General features: G+C 61.3%; 17 protein-coding genes and 1 pseudogene. 10 read left to right on the forward strand and 8 right to left on the reverse strand.

Annotated elements, in window-relative coordinates:
* Positions 1-2: 2 nt before the first annotated feature.
* A complete protein-coding gene (locus N2597_RS14045; protein ID WP_009992419.1) occupies positions 3-470 on the reverse strand; it encodes an Lrp/AsnC family transcriptional regulator in 468 nt (155 codons plus the stop codon).
* A gap of 231 nt (positions 471-701) precedes the next feature.
* On the opposite strand from N2597_RS14045, the gene trxB reads away from it, so the two are divergent.
* The 5 genes from trxB to N2597_RS14070 all read left to right on the forward strand — a co-directional run bounded on the left by trxB (position 702) and on the right by N2597_RS14070 (position 5,568).
* Positions 702-1,676: a thioredoxin-disulfide reductase gene (trxB, locus tag N2597_RS14050; protein WP_077991756.1), complete on the forward strand. Its 975-nt coding sequence runs from the start codon at positions 702-704 to the stop codon at positions 1,674-1,676.
* Between the two features lie 22 nt (positions 1,677-1,698).
* Entirely contained in the window at positions 1,699-2,595 is an 897-nt protein-coding gene (locus N2597_RS14055; protein WP_004671024.1) for a LysR family transcriptional regulator VtlR, read from the forward strand.
* A 551-nt stretch (positions 2,596-3,146) separates the two neighbouring features.
* On the forward strand, positions 3,147-3,440 hold the full coding sequence (locus tag N2597_RS14060) for an ArsR/SmtB family transcription factor (RefSeq protein WP_077991754.1): 294 nt from the start codon (positions 3,147-3,149) through the stop codon (positions 3,438-3,440).
* A 125-nt stretch (positions 3,441-3,565) separates the two neighbouring features.
* Positions 3,566-4,690: an alkene reductase gene (locus tag N2597_RS14065; RefSeq protein WP_183597141.1), complete on the forward strand. Its 1,125-nt coding sequence runs from the start codon at positions 3,566-3,568 to the stop codon at positions 4,688-4,690.
* A 77-nt stretch (positions 4,691-4,767) separates the two neighbouring features.
* Positions 4,768-5,568, forward strand: coding sequence for an aminoglycoside phosphotransferase family protein (locus N2597_RS14070; RefSeq protein ID WP_183597139.1), 801 nt, complete (start codon positions 4,768-4,770; stop codon positions 5,566-5,568).
* Here N2597_RS14070 and N2597_RS14075 read toward each other — a convergent pair.
* A pseudogene (locus N2597_RS14075) lies at positions 5,565-6,161 on the reverse strand (Rossmann-fold NAD(P)-binding domain-containing protein); the annotation flags it as partial. The gene N2597_RS14070 and the pseudogene N2597_RS14075 overlap by 4 nt on opposite strands.
* A gap of 171 nt (positions 6,162-6,332) precedes the next feature.
* On the opposite strand from N2597_RS14075, the gene N2597_RS14080 reads away from it, so the two are divergent.
* On the forward strand, positions 6,333-6,848 hold the full coding sequence (locus tag N2597_RS14080; protein WP_183597313.1) for a GrpB family protein: 516 nt from the start codon (positions 6,333-6,335) through the stop codon (positions 6,846-6,848).
* Here N2597_RS14080 and N2597_RS14085 read toward each other — a convergent pair.
* Positions 6,845-7,132, reverse strand: coding sequence for a DUF2188 domain-containing protein (locus N2597_RS14085; RefSeq protein ID WP_183597137.1), 288 nt, complete (start codon positions 7,130-7,132; stop codon positions 6,845-6,847). The two genes, N2597_RS14080 and N2597_RS14085, sit on opposite strands and share 4 nt — an antisense overlap.
* A gap of 231 nt (positions 7,133-7,363) precedes the next feature.
* Between N2597_RS14085 and N2597_RS14090 the strand changes: the two genes are divergently transcribed.
* On the forward strand, positions 7,364-8,461 hold the full coding sequence (locus tag N2597_RS14090) for a calcium:cation antiporter (protein ID WP_183597135.1): 1,098 nt from the start codon (positions 7,364-7,366) through the stop codon (positions 8,459-8,461).
* A 25-nt stretch (positions 8,462-8,486) separates the two neighbouring features.
* Here N2597_RS14090 and N2597_RS14095 read toward each other — a convergent pair whose 3' ends face one another.
* The 5 genes from N2597_RS14095 to N2597_RS14115 all read right to left on the reverse strand — a co-directional run bounded on the left by N2597_RS14095 (position 8,487) and on the right by N2597_RS14115 (position 12,525).
* Positions 8,487-9,356: a 3-deoxy-manno-octulosonate cytidylyltransferase gene (locus tag N2597_RS14095; protein ID WP_183597133.1), complete on the reverse strand. Its 870-nt coding sequence runs from the start codon at positions 9,354-9,356 to the stop codon at positions 8,487-8,489.
* A 28-nt stretch (positions 9,357-9,384) separates the two neighbouring features.
* Entirely contained in the window at positions 9,385-10,290 is a 906-nt protein-coding gene (locus tag N2597_RS14100) for a glycosyltransferase family 8 protein (protein WP_097604660.1), read from the reverse strand.
* A 285-nt stretch (positions 10,291-10,575) separates the two neighbouring features.
* Entirely contained in the window at positions 10,576-10,962 is a 387-nt protein-coding gene (locus tag N2597_RS14105) for a type II toxin-antitoxin system VapC family toxin (RefSeq protein ID WP_097604657.1), read from the reverse strand.
* Positions 10,963-10,964: 2 nt separating this feature from the next.
* The gene (locus tag N2597_RS14110; protein ID WP_097604655.1) at positions 10,965-11,225 is read right to left on the reverse strand and encodes a type II toxin-antitoxin system Phd/YefM family antitoxin; all 261 of its coding nucleotides are present in this window, start codon (positions 11,223-11,225) and stop codon (positions 10,965-10,967) included.
* A 97-nt stretch (positions 11,226-11,322) separates the two neighbouring features.
* Positions 11,323-12,525, reverse strand: coding sequence for a pyridoxal phosphate-dependent aminotransferase (locus N2597_RS14115; RefSeq protein WP_038690321.1), 1,203 nt, complete (start codon positions 12,523-12,525; stop codon positions 11,323-11,325).
* Between the two features lie 237 nt (positions 12,526-12,762).
* Between N2597_RS14115 and N2597_RS14120 the strand changes: the two genes are divergently transcribed.
* The 3 genes from N2597_RS14120 (at position 12,763) to N2597_RS14130 (ending at position 17,796) form a co-directional block, all read left to right on the forward strand.
* Entirely contained in the window at positions 12,763-14,436 is a 1,674-nt protein-coding gene (locus N2597_RS14120; RefSeq protein ID WP_183597131.1) for an ArnT family glycosyltransferase, read from the forward strand.
* Positions 14,437-14,672: 236 nt separating this feature from the next.
* Positions 14,673-17,045, forward strand: coding sequence for a marine proteobacterial sortase target protein (locus tag N2597_RS14125; protein WP_183597129.1), 2,373 nt, complete (start codon positions 14,673-14,675; stop codon positions 17,043-17,045).
* On the forward strand, positions 17,035-17,796 hold the full coding sequence (locus N2597_RS14130) for a class GN sortase (RefSeq protein WP_183597127.1): 762 nt from the start codon (positions 17,035-17,037) through the stop codon (positions 17,794-17,796). The genes N2597_RS14125 and N2597_RS14130 overlap by 11 nt, the downstream gene beginning before the upstream one ends.
* Positions 17,797-17,832 lie beyond the last annotated feature (36 nt).

The following is a 17,832-nucleotide window of genomic DNA, read 5'->3' on the forward strand; positions in this document are numbered from 1 at the left end:
TTTCAGACTTCTACCAGTCCGAGTTTCTTCACCTGGCGGATCGTCAGCATGGTGCGCACGGTATCTACATGTTCGTTCGCCGTCAGAACTTCGATGACGAAGTCCTGGAAGTGGGTGAGGTTCTCCGCCACGCAATGCAGCAGGAAATCGCTGTCGCCCGAGACCATCCAGGCCTGCCGCACCAGCGGCCATTCGGTGGTGGCGGCGGCAAAGGCCTTGAGATTGCCTTCCGACTGATGCTTGAGCCCAACCATGCAGAAAGCGACCAGGTCGAAGCCGAGCTTCGGGCTGTTCAGCATGGCGTGATAGCCTTCGATGATGCCGGCTTCCTCGAGCTTGCGCACCCGGCGCAGGCAGGGCGGCGCCGAAATACCGACGCGATCGGCGAGCTCGACATTGGTCATGCGGCCGTCGGCCTGCAGCTCCCGGAGGATCTTTATGTCGATGACGTCGAGTTCCGTGCGACCCACTTCGCGGCCTTTCTTTAATTCTGCGCGGCGAGCTTCTATATAAAGCCGCGGAATACGCAAGAAAGTTTCAAGCCGATGACGGATTCTTGCACATCAAGGCGATTTGCCTTGTTGGTAATGCAAGGCTGCCCTTGAATAATAGCATTGGACGTTCATAAATGGCGCATGGACCGCGAAACGGCCGTAATCGCTATTTAGCCGCCGCCCTCCTGCCAGTCGAAAGGAAATGACATGCCCGCCCGCCACACGAAGGTGCTCATCATCGGTTCCGGACCCGCCGGCTATACGGCCGCGGTCTATGCCGCGCGCGCCATGCTGAAGCCGGTCTTGATCGCCGGTCTCGAACAGGGCGGTCAGCTGATGATCACCACCGATGTCGAGAACTATCCGGGCTTTGCCGATCCGATCCAGGGCCCCTGGCTGATGGAGCAGATGCTGCAGCAGGCAAAACATGTCGGCGCCGAGATCGTCAACGACCTCGTGACCGAGGTCGACATGAACCAGCGGCCCTTCGTCGCTCGCACCGACAGCGGCCAGGTATGGACCGCCGATACGCTGATCATCGCCACCGGCGCCAAGGCCAAGTGGCTCGGCATCGAAAGCGAACAGCATTTCCAGGGCTTCGGTGTTTCGGCCTGCGCCACCTGCGACGGCTTCTTCTATCGCAACAAGGATGTGATCGTCGTCGGCGGCGGCAACAGCGCCGTCGAAGAGGCACTCTATCTCTCCAACATCGCCAAGTCGGTAACGGTCGTCCACCGTCGCGACTCGTTCCGCGCCGAGAAGATCCTGCAGGAACGCCTGTTCGCCAAGGAAAACGTCAAGGTGCTGTGGAACTCGGAAGTGGCCGAAATAACAGGCACGCCGGCCAAGCCCCCGATGCCGCAATCCGTCACCGGCGCGCGCCTGCGCGATGTCAGAACCGGCGCGATCACGGAAATGCCGGTCGACGGCGTCTTCGTCGCGATCGGCCATGCGCCGGCAACCGAACTTTTCAAGGACAAGCTGAAGCTGAAAGACAACGGCTATCTCTGGACCGCGCCGGATTCGACCGCGACCAGCCTCGAGGGTGTCTATGCCGCCGGCGACGTGACCGACGACACCTTCCGCCAGGCCGTCACCGCCGCCGGGATGGGCTGCATGGCAGCGCTCGAAGCCGAGCGATATCTGACGGGCCACATGCCCGTCGCCGTGGCCGCGGAGTAAGATCGGCATGAGAGGCGGGGGAATGCCACTGGATTGGGACAAGCTGCGTATTTTCCACGCAGCTGCCGAGGCGGGCTCGTTTACGCACGCAGCCGATAAGCTGCATCTGTCCCAATCCGCCATCAGCCGCCAGGTGAGCGCGCTGGAGCAGGATGTAGGCACCAAGCTGTTTCACCGCCATGCGCGCGGCCTGATCCTGACGGAACAGGGGGAACTGCTGTACCGCACCGCCCATGACGTGCTGCTGAAGCTCGAAACCGTGAAGATGCAGCTCACCGAGACGACCGAGACGCCGTCCGGCAAGCTGCGTGTGACGACGACGGTCGGCCTCGGCCAGGGCTGGCTGACCGACAAGATCCAGGAATTCCTGCAGCTTTATCCCGATGTGCAGATCCAGCTGATCCTCGACAATGAGGAAGTGGATGTGAACATGCGCCATGCCGACTGCGCAATCCGCCTGCGTCAGCCGCAGCAGTCCGACCTCATCCAACGCAAACTCTTCACCGTGCACATGCACGTCTATGCCGCTCCCTCCTACATCAACCGCCATGGCGAGCCGCAGAAGATCGAGGATCTCGACAACCACCGCATCATCACCTTCGGCGAGCCGGCGCCGAGCTACCTGCTCGATGTCAACTGGCTCGAGGTCGCCGGCCGCTCGTCCGACAACAAGCGGATCCCGCATCTGCAGATCAACAGCCAGACCTCGATCAAGCGCGCCTGTCTCCTCGGCATCGGCGTCGCCTGCCTTCCGGATTACATCGTCGGACGCGATCCTGGCCTGATTCAGCTGGCGATCAACGCCGATGTTCCCTCCTTCGACACCTATTTCTGCTATCCCGACGAAATCAAGAACGCCGCCAAGCTGAAGGCTTTCCGCGATTTCATTGTCAGCAAGGCCAGAAACTGGAATTTTTAATCAAATTTATGGATTGTTTTCCATACTATGCATGGGACGCATGACTGGCATGCACAAATGTGGGTTGCCGTTTGCCCATTAAACCACCATATCGCACATAGCTGATGCACATGGTGGCTTTTCCTCCCAGTTCCACCGCATTAGCTGTTCCCCTCTGGAGGTTTTTGACCTTCACAATTATAAGGGCCCTGGTTTTCCAGCGGCCCTCTTTTTTTGCCTTAGCTTACCCAGGCATGCCGCACCGCAAAAAAATTGTGCGGTGCATAGCAGGCATGCACAAAAAAGCATTGAAACCTGCCTAAGGAAGCACCATATCCCTTTCAGCTGATGCATTTCGTGGTTTCTCTCCCAGTACCACCGCATTAGCTGTTCCCCTCTGGAGGTTATTGACCTTCACAACTTATAAGGGCCCTGGTTTCCGGTGGCCCTCTTTTTTTGCTCAAAATTTGCGCACACGCGGGAGGCTGCCGCCTCACGCCTCCGTGATTTGCATATCGACGAGCATCGATCCATATATCGAGAAAATACGATTTATGGATCGACAAACGGCGATGGACAGAGACGAGATCATCAAGGCGCTCGCGCATCCCACCCGGATGGCCATTCTGAACTGGCTGAAAAATCCGGAGGAACATTTCCTCACGCAGCAGCATCCTTTCGAAATGGGGGTCTGCGCCAGCCAATTCGAACGATGCGGCCTGTCGCAGTCGACGGTTTCGGCCCATCTCGGGACACTGCACCGCGCCGGTCTCGTCACCACCAAACGCGTGGGACAATGGATCTTCTACAAGCGCAACGAAGACACGATCGCAGCCTTCCTCAAGCAGCTCACGCAGGACCTTTAAAATCTCCGCCGCAGCCTGATGGCCCCGATCGGCCTTGCCGCAGCGGCGCTCGACCATCTCTCCGCCTGGGGCCGGGCCGCCCTTGCCCCCGCCGAGTGATCCCTCCCGCAAAAGAAAGGACCATCATGGCCAAGCTTTTCGAACCCACCAAGGTTGGCGACATCACCGTCAAGAACCGCATCGTCATGGCGCCGCTCACTCGCAACCGCTCGCCGGGCGCGATCCCAAACGACCTCAACGTCGAATATTACCGCCAGCGCGCCACGGCAGGACTGATCATCACCGAAGCGACTGCGATCACCCATCAAGGCCAGGGTTATGCCGACGTGCCCGGTCTTTATAGCAAGGCAGCGCTCGAAGGCTGGAAGCGTGTGACCGACGCCGTTCACGCCGCCGGCGGCAAGATCGTCGTACAGATGTGGCATGTCGGCCGCATTTCGCACACGACGCTGCAGCCGAATGGCGGCAAGCCGGTCTCTTCGACCAATCGCGTCGCCAAGGCCAAGACCTATCTGGTCAACGCCGACGGCAGCGGCAGCTTCGCCGACACCTCCGAGCCGCGCGCGCTCGAAACCTCCGAAATCCCTGGCATCGTCGAGGATTACCGCAAGGCTGCCCGCGCCGCCATGGACGCCGGCTTTGACGGTGTCGAAATCCATGGCGCCAACGGCTATCTGCTCGACCAGTTCATTCGTGACGGCGTCAACGACCGCACCGACCAATATGGCGGCTCGATCGAGAACCGCACGCGCCTCGCCTTCGAAGTCGTGGATGCCGTCGTCAGCGAAGTCGGTGCCGGCCGCACCGCGATCCGCATTTCACCGGTGACGCCGTCGGGCGAAAGCTACGATTCCAATCCGCAGGCCACCTTCGCCCATGTCGTCGAGGGACTGGCCAAATACGACCTCGCTTATATCCACGTCATCGAAGGCCAGACGGGCGGCGACCGTGATTACAAGCAGGGCGACAATCCTCCCTTCGATTACAAGGCACTGCGCCGTACCTATGAAAAGGCCGGTGGCAAGGCCAACTGGATGGTCAATAACGGCTATGACCGCGACCTGGCGGTCGATGCCGTCGAAAGCGGCCGCGCCGATCTCGTCGCCTTCGGCAAGCCCTTCATCGCCAATCCCGACCTCGTCGAACGGCTGGCGAATAATCTGCCGCTCAACACGCCCGACCAGTCGACCTTCTATGGCGGCACTGCCAAGGGCTATGTCGACTACCCCACTCTCGAAAAGGTCGCGTGAGTCTTCACGCTACGAGTTGCAAAATCTCGCCGGAAGGCGGGATTTCCTTTTGCAACGCATCTTTCTAGGGTGTCGCCATGTTCGCTCCCTATCTCGAACGCTGGTCGCTGATATCAGACGGCGAGCCCATCATCACCCATTCGAGCCGTCTGCTGCCGGTCCTCTGGCAGGACAGGCCCGCCATGCTGAAAGTGGCTGCCGATATCGACGAACGATACGGCGCACTGCTGATGCAATGGTGGGACGGCGACGGCGCGGCCTATGTCTATGCCCATGAGGGCGACGCGGTGCTACTGGAAAGAGCAATGGGAAAACGCTCGCTGCTTTCCATGGCGATGAACGGCGAGGACGACGAGGCGAGCCGCATCCTCTGTGCGACCGCCGCGCGGCTGCATGCGCCGCGCGAAAAACCGCTTCCTGATCCCATTCCCCTCACCCGCTGGTTCCGCGATCTGGAACCAGCCGCCGGCAAATACGGCGGCACGCTCGCCGATTGCTCGGCAATCGCCAATGCTCTCCTTGCCGATCCGCGTGAACCCGTGGTTCTCCATGGCGACATCCATCACCAGAACATTCTCGATTTCGAAGCGCGCGGATGGCTGGCAATCGATCCAAAGCGTCTCCACGGCGAGCGCGGCTACGATTTTGCCAATATCCTCGCCAATGAAGAACTGCCTGTTATCACCGATCCGGTCCGTTTCCGCCGCCAGCTCGCCATCGTCTCGGCGGAGGCCCGGCTGGAGCCGAAACGGCTGCTGCAATGGATCGCCGCCTATTGCGGCCTTTCCGCTGCGTGGTTCCTCGGCGATCCAAATATCGAGCAGGCCGAGACAGCCTTGACGGTTGCCCGCATCGCCCTGTCCGAACTCGCAGCCTAATGCGCCTTCTGCAGCCAATGGCCGATGAAGACCGTCGTTGTGTCATGATGCGGTTCGGGCAGGCAGCCAGGCGCCACCAGTGATGCCCTCACCGCCTCATCAATCGGCGTCTGCGGCTCTTGGCCGAGCTCGGCAACAAGCTTGGCGTCGCTCATTCTGAGCGGCACCTTCCAGAGATAGCGCAGCTCCTTGATCTCGCGCATGATCGGAACGAAGGGCGGCGAGCGGCACAATCCACCAGGGAAACCGTCCGATCTTGGCCTTGCCGCTGGCCACGCGCTTGATCGCCTCCGCAATCTGCATGCCGTCGGCATCCCAGAAACCCTCCATCTGGTAGACGGCAAAAGGCGGCAGCCGGTCGGCTCGCTCGACGAACTGGCGATAGTTTCCGCCATGTCGGGCAGATAGGCCCACTGATGGCTGACGCCGCGCCGTCCTGGGTTTTTGATCGTGCCGACCGGCTTGCCCGGTGTCACGAGACCCGATGAGAACCAACTGTTCGCGGTCGTACCAGGGCCGAAGAAATCTCCGGCCCGGACGAGGATGGCGCCGGCGCCGGTTTGCGACGCCGCCTCGAGCCGCTTCTCGGTCTCCTGACCGTGCTTCAGCGGGGCTCGCTATCGGGCGCCGCGCTGCTGCGCCATGTACGACGCGCTGGTCAAGGGTCTCCACGACTACCGTCGCTATTCTACCGGCGCATGATCCCAAATCCAGATCGATTTTCGGCAAGAATCATGGGCACATCTATTAGCAATCACGTGGAGATGAACATGCACAAGCCGATTGAACTCGTGAGCTATGACAGGCGATGGCCAGGCGCTTTCCAGCACATCCGCGGCAAGCTCTTGGCCTTGCTGCCGCAAGCTCTCGCCATCGATCATGTCGGCAGCACCGCCATTCCTGATATGGCCGCCAAACCGCTCATCGATATCGACATCGTTCTTCCCGGTCTCGAACATATAGAGGATGCCACCAGCGTGCTTCTCTCGGAAAATTACGAGCCGCGCGGCAACCGCCATGACGACGAGATGTGGGCATTCTTATCGAGAGGTTTGGCACCGGCGCAGCGCGTTTACCTATGTCCGGTCGGCAATCGCACGCATAAAAACAGGTTGGCTTTTCGGGATTATCTCATCGCGCATCCCGAGGCAGCGGCAGATTATGCCGCACTCAAATTGAGGCTAGCAACCGAATTCAGGATGGATGGCAATTGCTATACCGCGGAGAAGCGCGAATTCGTCCATATGATCGTCACACGGGCTTTGAGAGGTGACGATTAGCGTTCGGCGCTCTGCGAGGCGCCAGCCGCACGCTCCTGCCAGAAGCCGTCGACAACCTCGGTTTCAGGCCGGTCGCCACCCTCGGCATATTCCTCATGCCACTTGCCGTTTTCGTCCTGCCAGCTGATCTCGGCGGAATCGCCGCCGACCTGCTGTTCGGCCGCGACGATACGCGCAGCTTCGAGCGCCTCGGCATGGCTCGGAAATGCTTCGGAATAGACGCCTCCCAGTCTGTAGGCCCAGCCGCCGTCATGCGGCACGACTTCGTAGACCACCTTGACCATGCATCCGTCTCCTCATCTTTATGTTGCGCATTCGCACGCCTCCGGACAGGATCCGGATCATCGCGGCCGCTTGACGAGAATACGAGGACGCCGCGATCTGCTTTCCGGCCCCGATGGCGTTCAGTATTCCATTAAACGCCGAAGACTGCAAATAGCAGAGTGCGGTGGCGCGCTTCCCATCCTGAATCAGTGACTTAGTTAAGAGGCATGAATCGCAACGGGAGCTTTGATTTGGGCATCGCTTCACGCTTTAGAGCGGAAAAATATCTCGTCGCCGCGCTTGCCGCCGCGATGATCGCGTATCTCCTTGAACACGCAGTGATCGAAATGGGACGCGGTGTCGCGCTGCTCGCCGCCGCGGCCTTGGTCGGCACCATCGTGCTTGCCTCGATCCGCGTCGCCCATCACGCCGAACTGCTCGCCGTCAAGGTCGGCGATCCCTACGGCACGATGATCCTGACACTTTCGGCCCTCGCCGTCGAAGTCCTCATCCTCGCCATCATGATGACCGGCGAGAGTTCTCCGACGCTGGTGCGCGACACGATCTATTCGGCCCTGATGCTCGACATCAACGGCATTCTCGGCCTCGCCGCCCTGCTCGGCGGCCTCAAACACGGCGAGCAGCCCTATAACGACAATTCGGGGAAAACCTACGGCGTGATGATCCTCACCGCCATGGGCATTTCCATGATCGTGCCGGAATTCGTGCCGAGCGATAAGTGGCACTATTATTCCGCCTTCACCATCGTCGCGATGATCGCGCTTTACGGCCTCTTCCTGCGCATGCAGGTCGGGCAGCACAGCTATTTCTTCAGTTACAGCTATCCGCGCTCCGAGCGGAAGAAGGAAAGTCACGACGAACGCGACACCGAGGGACCGGCGGCGGCCTCGATCGTGAGCATCCTCGCAGGCATAGTCATCATCGGCCTGCTGGCGGAGTTCATGTCGGCTTTTATGGCTGAGGGCCTGCGCGATAGCGGCGCCCCGATCGCCGTCACGGCCGTCGTCGTCGCGGCGATTTCGGCCACCCCCGAGATCCTGACCGCCTTGAGGGCGGCGTTGCGGAACCGGATGCAGGCGACGGTCAATATCGCCATGGGCGCCTCGCTGTCGACGGTGATCCTGACGGTGCCCGCCATGGAGGCGATCGCGCTCTATACCGGCCAGCCCCTCATCATGGCGATGACCCCGGTGCAGACGGTGATGGTCGCGATCACGCTGATTGCCGCGGCAATCAATCTCAACGACGGCGAGACCAACGCCATCGAGGGCATGACGCATTTCATCCTGTTTTCCACCTTCGTCATGCTGACGGCGCTGGGGCTTTGAAGACAGAACACTGCGGTGAAGCAGCTTATCCCTTCGACTTTTCGAGGAAGCGCTCTTTACGGGTTTTCGGCTTGAAGCGCCGGAAGAAATTTTCGATGGCGCGAATGGATTTGGTGACTGACATCAGCCTGTCGATCTGGCCGTTCGCATTATGGAGCCGCTCGGACAAGACTTCGGCCGCCGTCATCGCGATCTCGATCGGCGGCACCTGTGGAAACCGCTTGGCGAGCGCCGAATAGGGGCTGGCATCGACCCCGCCCAACATCGAGATCGAACCCATTCTGGCAAAGAGGCGCAGGAAGATCTGCTCGAACGTCCAATCGTGCACGTCGAAGACCTTCCACTTCTCGCTTCTCTTGGCCGAAAAGCCGGCAAGCAGGATCTTGCCCGGCAGTTGCAGGTCGGCGAGCCAGAGCGCCATCGCGAAGCCGCTCGTGGCGATTTTGCCCTGGGGATAGAGATCGCCAAGCATTTGCGTCAGATCGAGGTGGCGGGCCTTGGCGCCGTTGAAGCGGCTTTCCTCGCTGAAGTTTTCCTCCGGGGAGACGCGAATATTGATGACACCCAGGAAGTCATCGCCGGCAAAGAAGCGCAGGACATCGCCCACCTCGCGCCGGTGGACGATATTGGCGCCCATCACGCCGCTGCGGGCAACCAGCACCGCATGACCGGCGAAGGGCTCGTCGAGCACCTTGTAGACATTGTTGAAGAAGACGTAGAGCGCCGTCTCCGGCAGCTCGCTTCTGAGCCGTTCGAAATCGACCGCTTCGCTATTCGCCACAAGCACGATGTGGGAATAGCGCGACAGCAGCGCCTTCCACGCTTCCGGTGTCACGAGATTCACTCCGCCATCTTCGGCGGCCGTAGTCCTGATATCGCTCGGAATTGATTCCATCGGCTCACATGCACTTTCCAAGGACGATCTAGCTGTTGCTGAAATAGGCGCGCATCCGTGCAAGCCGCGTCAGCCCGCCGATCTGCTTTCCCACATGCGAGAAGAAGCCGGCAACCCGGCCCGCTGCCGACGGCTGCCTGCAGAAGGAGGCCCACGGCGTGTTGCGGAGATCCTCGGCATAACGCACGGCCATCCGACGGTGCACCCAGGGAACGGTCGCCTGCCACGGTTTCTTGCGGCCGGTGAAATGGAGGATCGCCGGCCGGGCGACAAAAGGCAGCAGTCCCGTCTGCGTGTTCCAGCGCGGATCGAGGACCAGCCAGTCGCCGTCGAATGTGACGTTCAGCGCATCCTGATCGTTGTTTTCGAACAGATGCGAGCGCTCCTCGAAGATCTCCCGGGTCCTGGCAAAAAGCCCCTTCGCCCGGCAGACCGACCAGTCGAACAGCAAGACGCCGGCATTGAAATAGCGTCCGCCCTCGCCCATGCCGATCTTGCGCTGCCGCGCGCCCGCCTTCTCGGGAAAGGCCATGACATAGTCATCGACGGCGGCAAGCGCCTTGCCCTGGAGATCCCTGGTGAAGAGTTCGTCGACGGGCGCTACCGCCAGCACATCGGCGTCGAGGTAAAGCAGGCGCTCGATATTCCCCGGAATTTGCAGGTCCATATAGAGCCGCGCCAGCGTGGCGGCGGACCAACGGCCCCGCGCCTGGCGCGCCGTATCCGGCGTCGCATAGGGCAGCACCTTGATCGTCATGCCATGCAGGCGCGCGAAGCTTTCGACCTCGGCGACCTCGTTCGGCTTCAGGTCGATGCCGAGAAGCAGGAATTCAACACCGGCCTTCGCCAGATTGCGCTTGACGGAAAGCAGGGTGCAGCAGGCAGCCGGCAGCATGTTGACGTCGGAACAGACGATGACGGCACTCTGCTGCAAAATCCGGCCTCCCAAAGCGGCAACTTGAACTTGATGGCGGATATCTAGTTGGTTTGGCGGCCGCCCGCAACCTGAGATCACCCGCGCCGACGGCGCTCCCCCTCACGATTTGAATCGGAATTCAACGACTTGCGAGGCAAAGCGGAATCGATGCCGCAAGGTCTTCAATCAGGATGGAAGCCTAAAGCATGTCGCGCAAAAGTGTGCAGCGGTTTTGCGATGACGACATGCGAGAAATCAAAAACCCGGAGCGCTGGGAGCGAAGATGAAAGATTGCGACGCGCTTCAGAGGCGCAGCGCCAGCGGATGGTCGACAAGCAATCGGTCGACCGTCGCAAGCTGCAAGCCCTCGACCTTGCACTGCGCCAGCAGCAGGCGGTCGAAGGGATCGCGCGTCTCCGGCTCGGGATCGGCAGCGGTGATGACGTGCGGGACCTCGACGGGCAGGATCGTCAGCCCGGCCTCCCGGAGATAGACGGGAATGGTCTCTAACGGCAATCCCGGCTGCAATTTGCCCAGCCTCGTCTTGATGGCAATTTCCCAGAGACTGGCGACGCTGACGAAGCCGCTGGCGGCATGGTCCGAAAGCAGCTGCTCGACACGCGGGAAACGTTCCGTCAGTTGCTTCTGCGCAATCGCGATCACCATGTGGGTGTCAAGCAGGACCCGCATGGTCACGGCAGCGGCTTCAGAAGGAAATCTTCCGGCAGAGGATCGTCGAAGTCGTCGGCGATATACATCTCCGTCCTCGTGATGCCCTTGGAACGAAGATAGGCCTCTCCAGCCTCCAGGTTCAAACCGCCGCGCTTCTGATGCGGGACGAGATCGAAGACCGGCTTGCCGTTGCGGGTCACGACAATGGTCTCGCCTTTCTCGACCTCGCGGGCAAGCTCGGTCAGGCGGTTCTTCGCGTCACGGATCGAAACGGTCTTCATGACGTCAAATGTAGCTACATGCAGCCACATCGTCAACGCCGCAAACAAAAAGCCCGCCGTCGCCGGCGGGCCTTCGATCGATGTTATCGCAACCGGCTTACTTGCAGGCAGCGCAGAAGCGCTGGATGCGGCGGCAGGCTTCCTCGAGCAAATCCTCCGAGGTTGCGTAGGAGATGCGGAAGTTCGGGCCGAGGCCGAAGGCCGAGCCGTGAACGACGGCCACACCTTCCGATTCCAGAAGCTCGGAAACGAAATCCTCGTCGGTCTCGATAACCTTGCCGGACGGCGCCGTCTTGCCGATCAAGCCGGCGCAGGACGGGTATACATAGAAGGCGCCTTCCGGAACCGGGCAGACGATACCCTTGGCCTGGTTCAGCATGGACACGACGAGATCGCGGCGGCCTTCGAAGATCTTCTTGTTCTCGGGGATGAAGTCCTGCGTGCCGTTCAGCGCTTCGACGGCCGCCCACTGGGCGATCGAGGTCGCGCCGGAGGTCTGCTGACCCTGGATCATGTCCATCGCCTTGATGAGCTGGATCGGGCCGGCCGCATAGCCGATACGCCAGCCGGTCATCGCATAGGCCTTGGAGACGCCGTTCATCGTCAGCGTGCGGTCGTAGAGCTTGGGCTCGACTTCGACAGGCGTGACGAACTTGAAGTCGCCATACGTCAGGTGCTCGTACATATCGTCGGTCAGCACCCAGACATGCGGATGCTTCATCAGCACGTCGGTCAGCGCCTTCAATTCGGCATGCGTATAGGCAGCACCCGTCGGGTTGGACGGCGAGTTGAAGATGAACCACTTGGTCTTCGGCGTGATCGCCTTTTCGAGATCGGCGGCCTGGAGCTTGAAATTGTGTTCCTGGGTCGCAGAAACGAAAACCGGCGTGCCGCCGCACAGCGCCACCATCTCGGGATAGGAAACCCAGTAGGGCGCAGGGACGACGACCTCGTCGCCGGGGTTCAGCGTCGCCATGAAGGCGTTGAACAGGATCTGTTTGCCGCCGGTGCCGACGATCGTCTGCTCCCAGGAATATTCCAGGCCGTTCTCGCGCTTGAACTTGGCGGCGATCGCCTTGCGCAATTCGGGAATACCGGAAACCGGCGTGTACTTCGTCTCGCCGCGGTTGATCGCGTCGATGGCGGCCTTCTTGATATTCTCGGGCGTATCGAAATCCGGCTCGCCGGCGCCCAGCCCGATGACGTCGCGTCCTTTTGCTTTCAGCTCGCGCGCTTTCTGGGAGACGGCGATGGTGGCTGAAGGCTTCACACGGGAAAGAGCATCGGCAAGGAAGGCCATGATATCGGTCCTAATGGTTGAAACGGGCAGAAAGCCGGGACCGGAGTTCTGCGGTTAGCTCTATGTCCAATGTATGACGGCATTTCAAGCGCAAAGGCGTGATGGTAGCAATGATTCTTATTGGATCCTTTCGCCAAACAGGCCGAGCCGGCGCTCGTGCCATCTTAGCACGAGGACGAGGGTCAATACTCAATTTGGATGAATTGCTTTTTAAGCCGCTGCTGATGAACTGCCGGCATGACAAAGCCGCCCCGCAAGCCCTCCACGCCACTGCGTCTCGCGCCCAACGACCTGGAATTGAACCAGCCCGAAAGTCGGCAGTACCCGCAGGAGACGATCGACCGGGAAACGGCTGCTCGCGGCTACCTTAACCTTGACACGGCAATCCTGCTGGGAATTCTGCTGATTGCGGTCGTCTTCAGGTTCCACAAGATCACCTTGCCGCTGGTCGACGGCTTCAGCTGGCGCGAGATAAGCACGGCCATGATGGCCGACAATTTCCAGCAGCGCAGCTGGAACATCTTCTTTCCAGAGGTCAGCTGGACCGGGCCCGGGCCAAGCTATCAGGGCCGCGAGTTCCAGATCGTCAGCTATCTCACCGCCCTGCTCTACCAACTCTTCGGCTGGCATGACTGGTTCGGCCGCGTGGTTGCAGCCTGCTTCGGGCTGGTAACGGTGTTTTCGCTGCACAGGCTGACGGCGCTGTGCTGGGGTGAGAGGCACGCCCACGCGGCGGCGCTGGCCTACGCGTTGATGCCGGCGGCGATCATGATCGACAGCTCGTTCCTTCCCGATCCGGCGATGCTGGCTCTGGTGACCCTTGGCGTCTGGCTGTTTGTCAAATACTGGGCCGGCGGCAGCGGCTGGCTCTTGCCGCTCGCCACGCTCAGCTTCTCGCTCGGCGCGCTGTCAAAGCCGCCGGGCATCGCTGCCGGCGCCGTCATCTTCTATCTGATGGTCTGCTGGATCCTGGAGAAGAAGTGGAAGCAGGCGCGCTTAGTCTTCCTGTCGGGGCTTTTGAGCCTGGTCGTTATTGGCGCTTATTTCAGCTGGGCGATCTATCTCGCCCGCAGCTATCCGCCGTTCCATTTCGCCGGCAGCGGCGGCTATATCTGGGATTACGGCGTCTGGACATATGTCAGGGACAGGTTCTACTTCCAATCCGCATGGAACACCTCCGTCTTGTGGTTCTACGGCTATCCGTTCATGGTGCTGTTTGCGGTCGGCTTGTGGATGCCGCTTACCCGCGCCGAAGATCCGAAGCAACGCGCCCTTTCGGCCATTCCCTATATATGGCTGGCGGCAGCTGTGATCCTCTATCTGGCCGCGGCGGGCGAGATCACCAGCAATGTGTGGAACCTCCACATCTTCCATGTGCCGGTCGCGATATTCTGCGGCCATGGCGCGCTTCTTCTGGCAACGCTTGCATCGAGAACCTTTCCAACGCCGGCGGTGGCGCTTCGCTTGATCTGTATCGTCGCCATCGCGCTCGGCTGGTCGACCCTTCCCCTCGTCAGGACGATGAAGAAGCCAATCGCGATAAAGGGCAAGCTGCTGGGCGAGGAACTGGCGCGGCTGGCGCAACCGGGCGATCTCGTCGTTGCCATCGCGCCCGAAGTCGGCGATCCCGTCGCAGTCTACTACAGCAGGGCGCGCGGCTGGGTGTTCCCGCCTGGCGGAGGCGATACCGAGTGGTCGAAATTCGTCGCGGATGACGCCACTGCGATCGCACAGCTCGAGGAGCTGCGCGCGCAAGGCGCGGATCTGTTCGGCGTGGCCAAGAACGCCACAGACAAGCAGGACCTGCTGTTCGTGGAGCATCATAAGGGCCTGATCGACTATCTCGACAGGACCTCAACCAAGCTTACTGATTCAGATGATTTGCTGGTCTACAGGATCACCCGTCCCTGAGACCGCCACAGTCTTTAGCGGCACGCCTTCGACCACATCACATCAGGCACACTCGCGATCGCAACGGTCGCATTTTTTGTCACCTAAGCCCTTAGAAATCAGGGGGTTTGGGGATTCGTCCTTCGCCACGAATAAGCCGCAACAAATGCCGCACGCCGCCGCAATTCGGTCGCGAGCGCGCCGAGATCGAAGCCGCATCATTGCGCTATCCAAAATTGGTCATTGAGGGTACGCCAATGTTTCTGGAAGATGAGTTCGCCATCGGGCGCATGCGCATGCGCCGGATTTCCATTTCATTTCTAGTCGCCGCCACCGCCTTTGTCGCCTGCCTTGCAGCAATGCTGGGACTTGCCTCCGCCGCGCGGGCCGAGGCACAGCAGACATCCGGTCAGCTAGCGGCCCTTGTCCGCCCGAACGACGTCAATAGCGGCTCGCTGCTCTTCCCGTCGAAGGAGCCGGGCTTTTTTGTCGAGGCGCCGCGGTTGAAGACCGACGTCATCATCGATGTCTCCGGCCCGATCGCCAGGGTGAAGGTGACACAGCGCTTCCAGAACCCGAGCCAGGGCTGGGTCGAGGGCACCTATGTCTTCCCGCTGCCGGACAATTCCGCCGTCGACGCGCTGAAGATGCAGATCGGCGAACGCTTCATCGAAGGCCAGATCAAGCCGCGCCAGGAAGCCCGCGAGATCTACGAGCAGGCCAAGGCCGAGGGCAAGAAGACGGCATTGCTCGAACAGCAGCGGCCGAACATCTTCACCAACCAGGTCGCCAATATCGGCCCCGGCGAAGAGATCGTCGTGCAGATCGAGTATCAGCAGGCGGTCCGCCAGTCGGGCGGCGAGTTCTCGCTGCGCTTCCCGATGGTCGTCGCGCCGCGCTACAATCCGGCGCCGATCGTCCAGACGGTCGAATTCAACAATGGCGCCGGCTTTGCCACGCCGAGCGACCCGGTGGAAAACCGTGAGAAGATCGAAGCGCCGGTGCTTGATCCGCGCGAGAATGCCAAAATCAACCCGGTCTCGCTGACCGTCAACCTCAAGGCAGGTTTTCCGCTCGGTGACGTCACATCGTCCTTTCACGCGGTCGATATCGGACAGGACGGCGACCAAGCGAGGACGATCAGCCTGAAGGGAGATGCCGTCCCGGCGGACAAGGATTTCGAGCTCACCTGGAAGGCTTCTCCAGGCAAGATGCCGAGCGCCGGTCTCTTTCGCGAAGTCAAGGACGGCAAGACCTATCTGCTCGCTTTCGTCACTCCGCCGACGGCGCTAGACGCGGCAGCACCGCCGGCCAAACGTGAAGTGGTCTTCGTCATCGACAATTCCGGCTCCATGTCCGGCCCGTCGATCGAGCAGGCAAGGCAGAGCCTGGCCCTTGCCATCTCGAGGCTGAACCCGGACGACCGCTTCAACGTCATCCGTTTCGACGACACGATGACTGATTATTTCAAGGGCCTCGTCTCTGCCACCCCAGACAACCGTGAAAGAGCCATTGCCTATGTCAGGGGCCTGACCGCCGACGGCGGTACGGAAATGCTGCCCGCGCTTGAAGATGCGTTGCGCAACCAGGGTCCGGTCGCAAGCGGGGCGCTGCGCCAGGTCGTGTTCCTGACGGATGGCGCGATCGGCAATGAGCAGCAACTCTTCCAGGAAATCACCGCAAACCGCGGCGATGCCCGCGTCTTCACCGTCGGCATCGGCTCGGCGCCGAACACTTATTTCATGACCAAGGCCGCCGAGATCGGCCGCGGCACTTTCACCCAGATCGGCTCGGCCGATCAGGTGGCAAGCCGCATGGGCGAACTCTTCGCCAAGCTGCAGAACCCCGCCATGACCGATATCGCCGCCACCTTCGAAGGCGTGGAAGCCGAGGACATCACGCCGAACCCGATGCCGGATCTTTATAGCGGCGAGCCCGTCGTGCTGACCGCGGAGCTGCAGCAGGACAAGCCCGCCGGCAAGCTGCAGATCGTCGGCAAGACGGGCGACCAGCCCTGGCGCGTGGAGATGCATATCGCTCACGCCGCCGACGGCAACGGCATCTCCAAGCTCTGGGCGCGGCGCAAGATCGACGATTTCGAGGCCCGCGCCTATCAACGCCAGGATCCTGCCGGGCTCGACAAGGATATCGAGGCGGTGGCGCTTGCCCACCATCTCGTCTCCCGCGTCACCAGCCTCGTCGCCGTCGACGTCACGCCGTCGCGGCCGGTAAACGAGCCGCTCGGCTCGGCAAAGCTGCCAATCAACCTGCCCGAAGGCTGGGACTTCGGAAAGATCTTCGGCGAAACAGACGGCGCGACACGCCGGGCCGCCGCGGATCCGGCAGGAAATGCAGCACCGGAACAAGCCGTAGCCGTCACGCAGGAGCCTGCCGCATCGCCAGAGATCGCAAACATGATGGCCGCAGCGCCGACGGCGAAAGCCGCCACGCTGATCGCTCAGAAGAGTTCGACCGTGAACCTGCCGCAGACGGCGACCCGGGCCGACGAGCAGATCATGCGCGGGCTTACCATGCTGTTGCTGGCGCTGACGGCGGCGAGCGGGCTCGCCATCTGGCGCCGCCGCATCAAGGGCCTCGTCAAGGCCGGAGCCAAGCGCGATGGCCTCTAGCGGCAACGAGGAAGCGGCCGAATTCGAGCCACTTCCGACCTATCTGGAACTCGCCATGGCCGCGGCCACGGCCCATGACAGACCGAAGGCGCGCCAGAAGAAGGGTTTCTTCCTCTGGCGCCTTTCGCCGATCGAAAAGACGATCGCCTTCGCCATTTCAGGTCTTGCCCTTTACGGCCTGGCGCTGATCGGCGACGGTGTCCTGCTGAAGGCGAAGGCGGAGCTCTCGCAGGTCCTGCTGAAGCGCGCTTTCGCCGCCGAACTGCACGGCGAAGAGATGAAGCCCTGGCCCTGGGCCGATTTTACCACGGAAGCCAAGGTGCGCGCGCCGCGCCTCGGCAAGGAGGCCATCGTGCTCTCCGGCGCCTCCGGCGAGGCCCTCGCCTTCGGTCCCGCCTGGCTCGCCAACACGCCGCAGCCGGGCGAGCAAGGCACCTCCGTCATCGCCGCCCATCGCGACACGCATTTCCGCTGGCTCCAATATGTAAGGCCCGGCGATACCATCGAAATCACCCGCCGCGACGGCAAGCTGTTGACCTTCAAGGCGGGCGAAGGTCGCATCGCCCCGTGGGATGCGAGCGGCATCGATCCCGCCTCCGACGGTCGCCGCCTGGCGCTGACGACCTGCTGGCCCTTCGATGCGACCGAACCGGGGTCGCTGCGCTACATCGTCGAAGCGGAATTGGTCGACGGCGAGGCGACCGGCTCCATTCAACCGGCAAACACAAAGCCGTTATTGCAGGGCGAATGAGGTTGAAGCCGTCCCCTGCCCGCTCCACGTTCAGCA

This window comes from Rhizobium sophoriradicis (assembly GCF_025200795.1).
GTDB classification, from domain to species: Bacteria; Pseudomonadota; Alphaproteobacteria; order Rhizobiales; family Rhizobiaceae; genus Rhizobium; species Rhizobium sophoriradicis.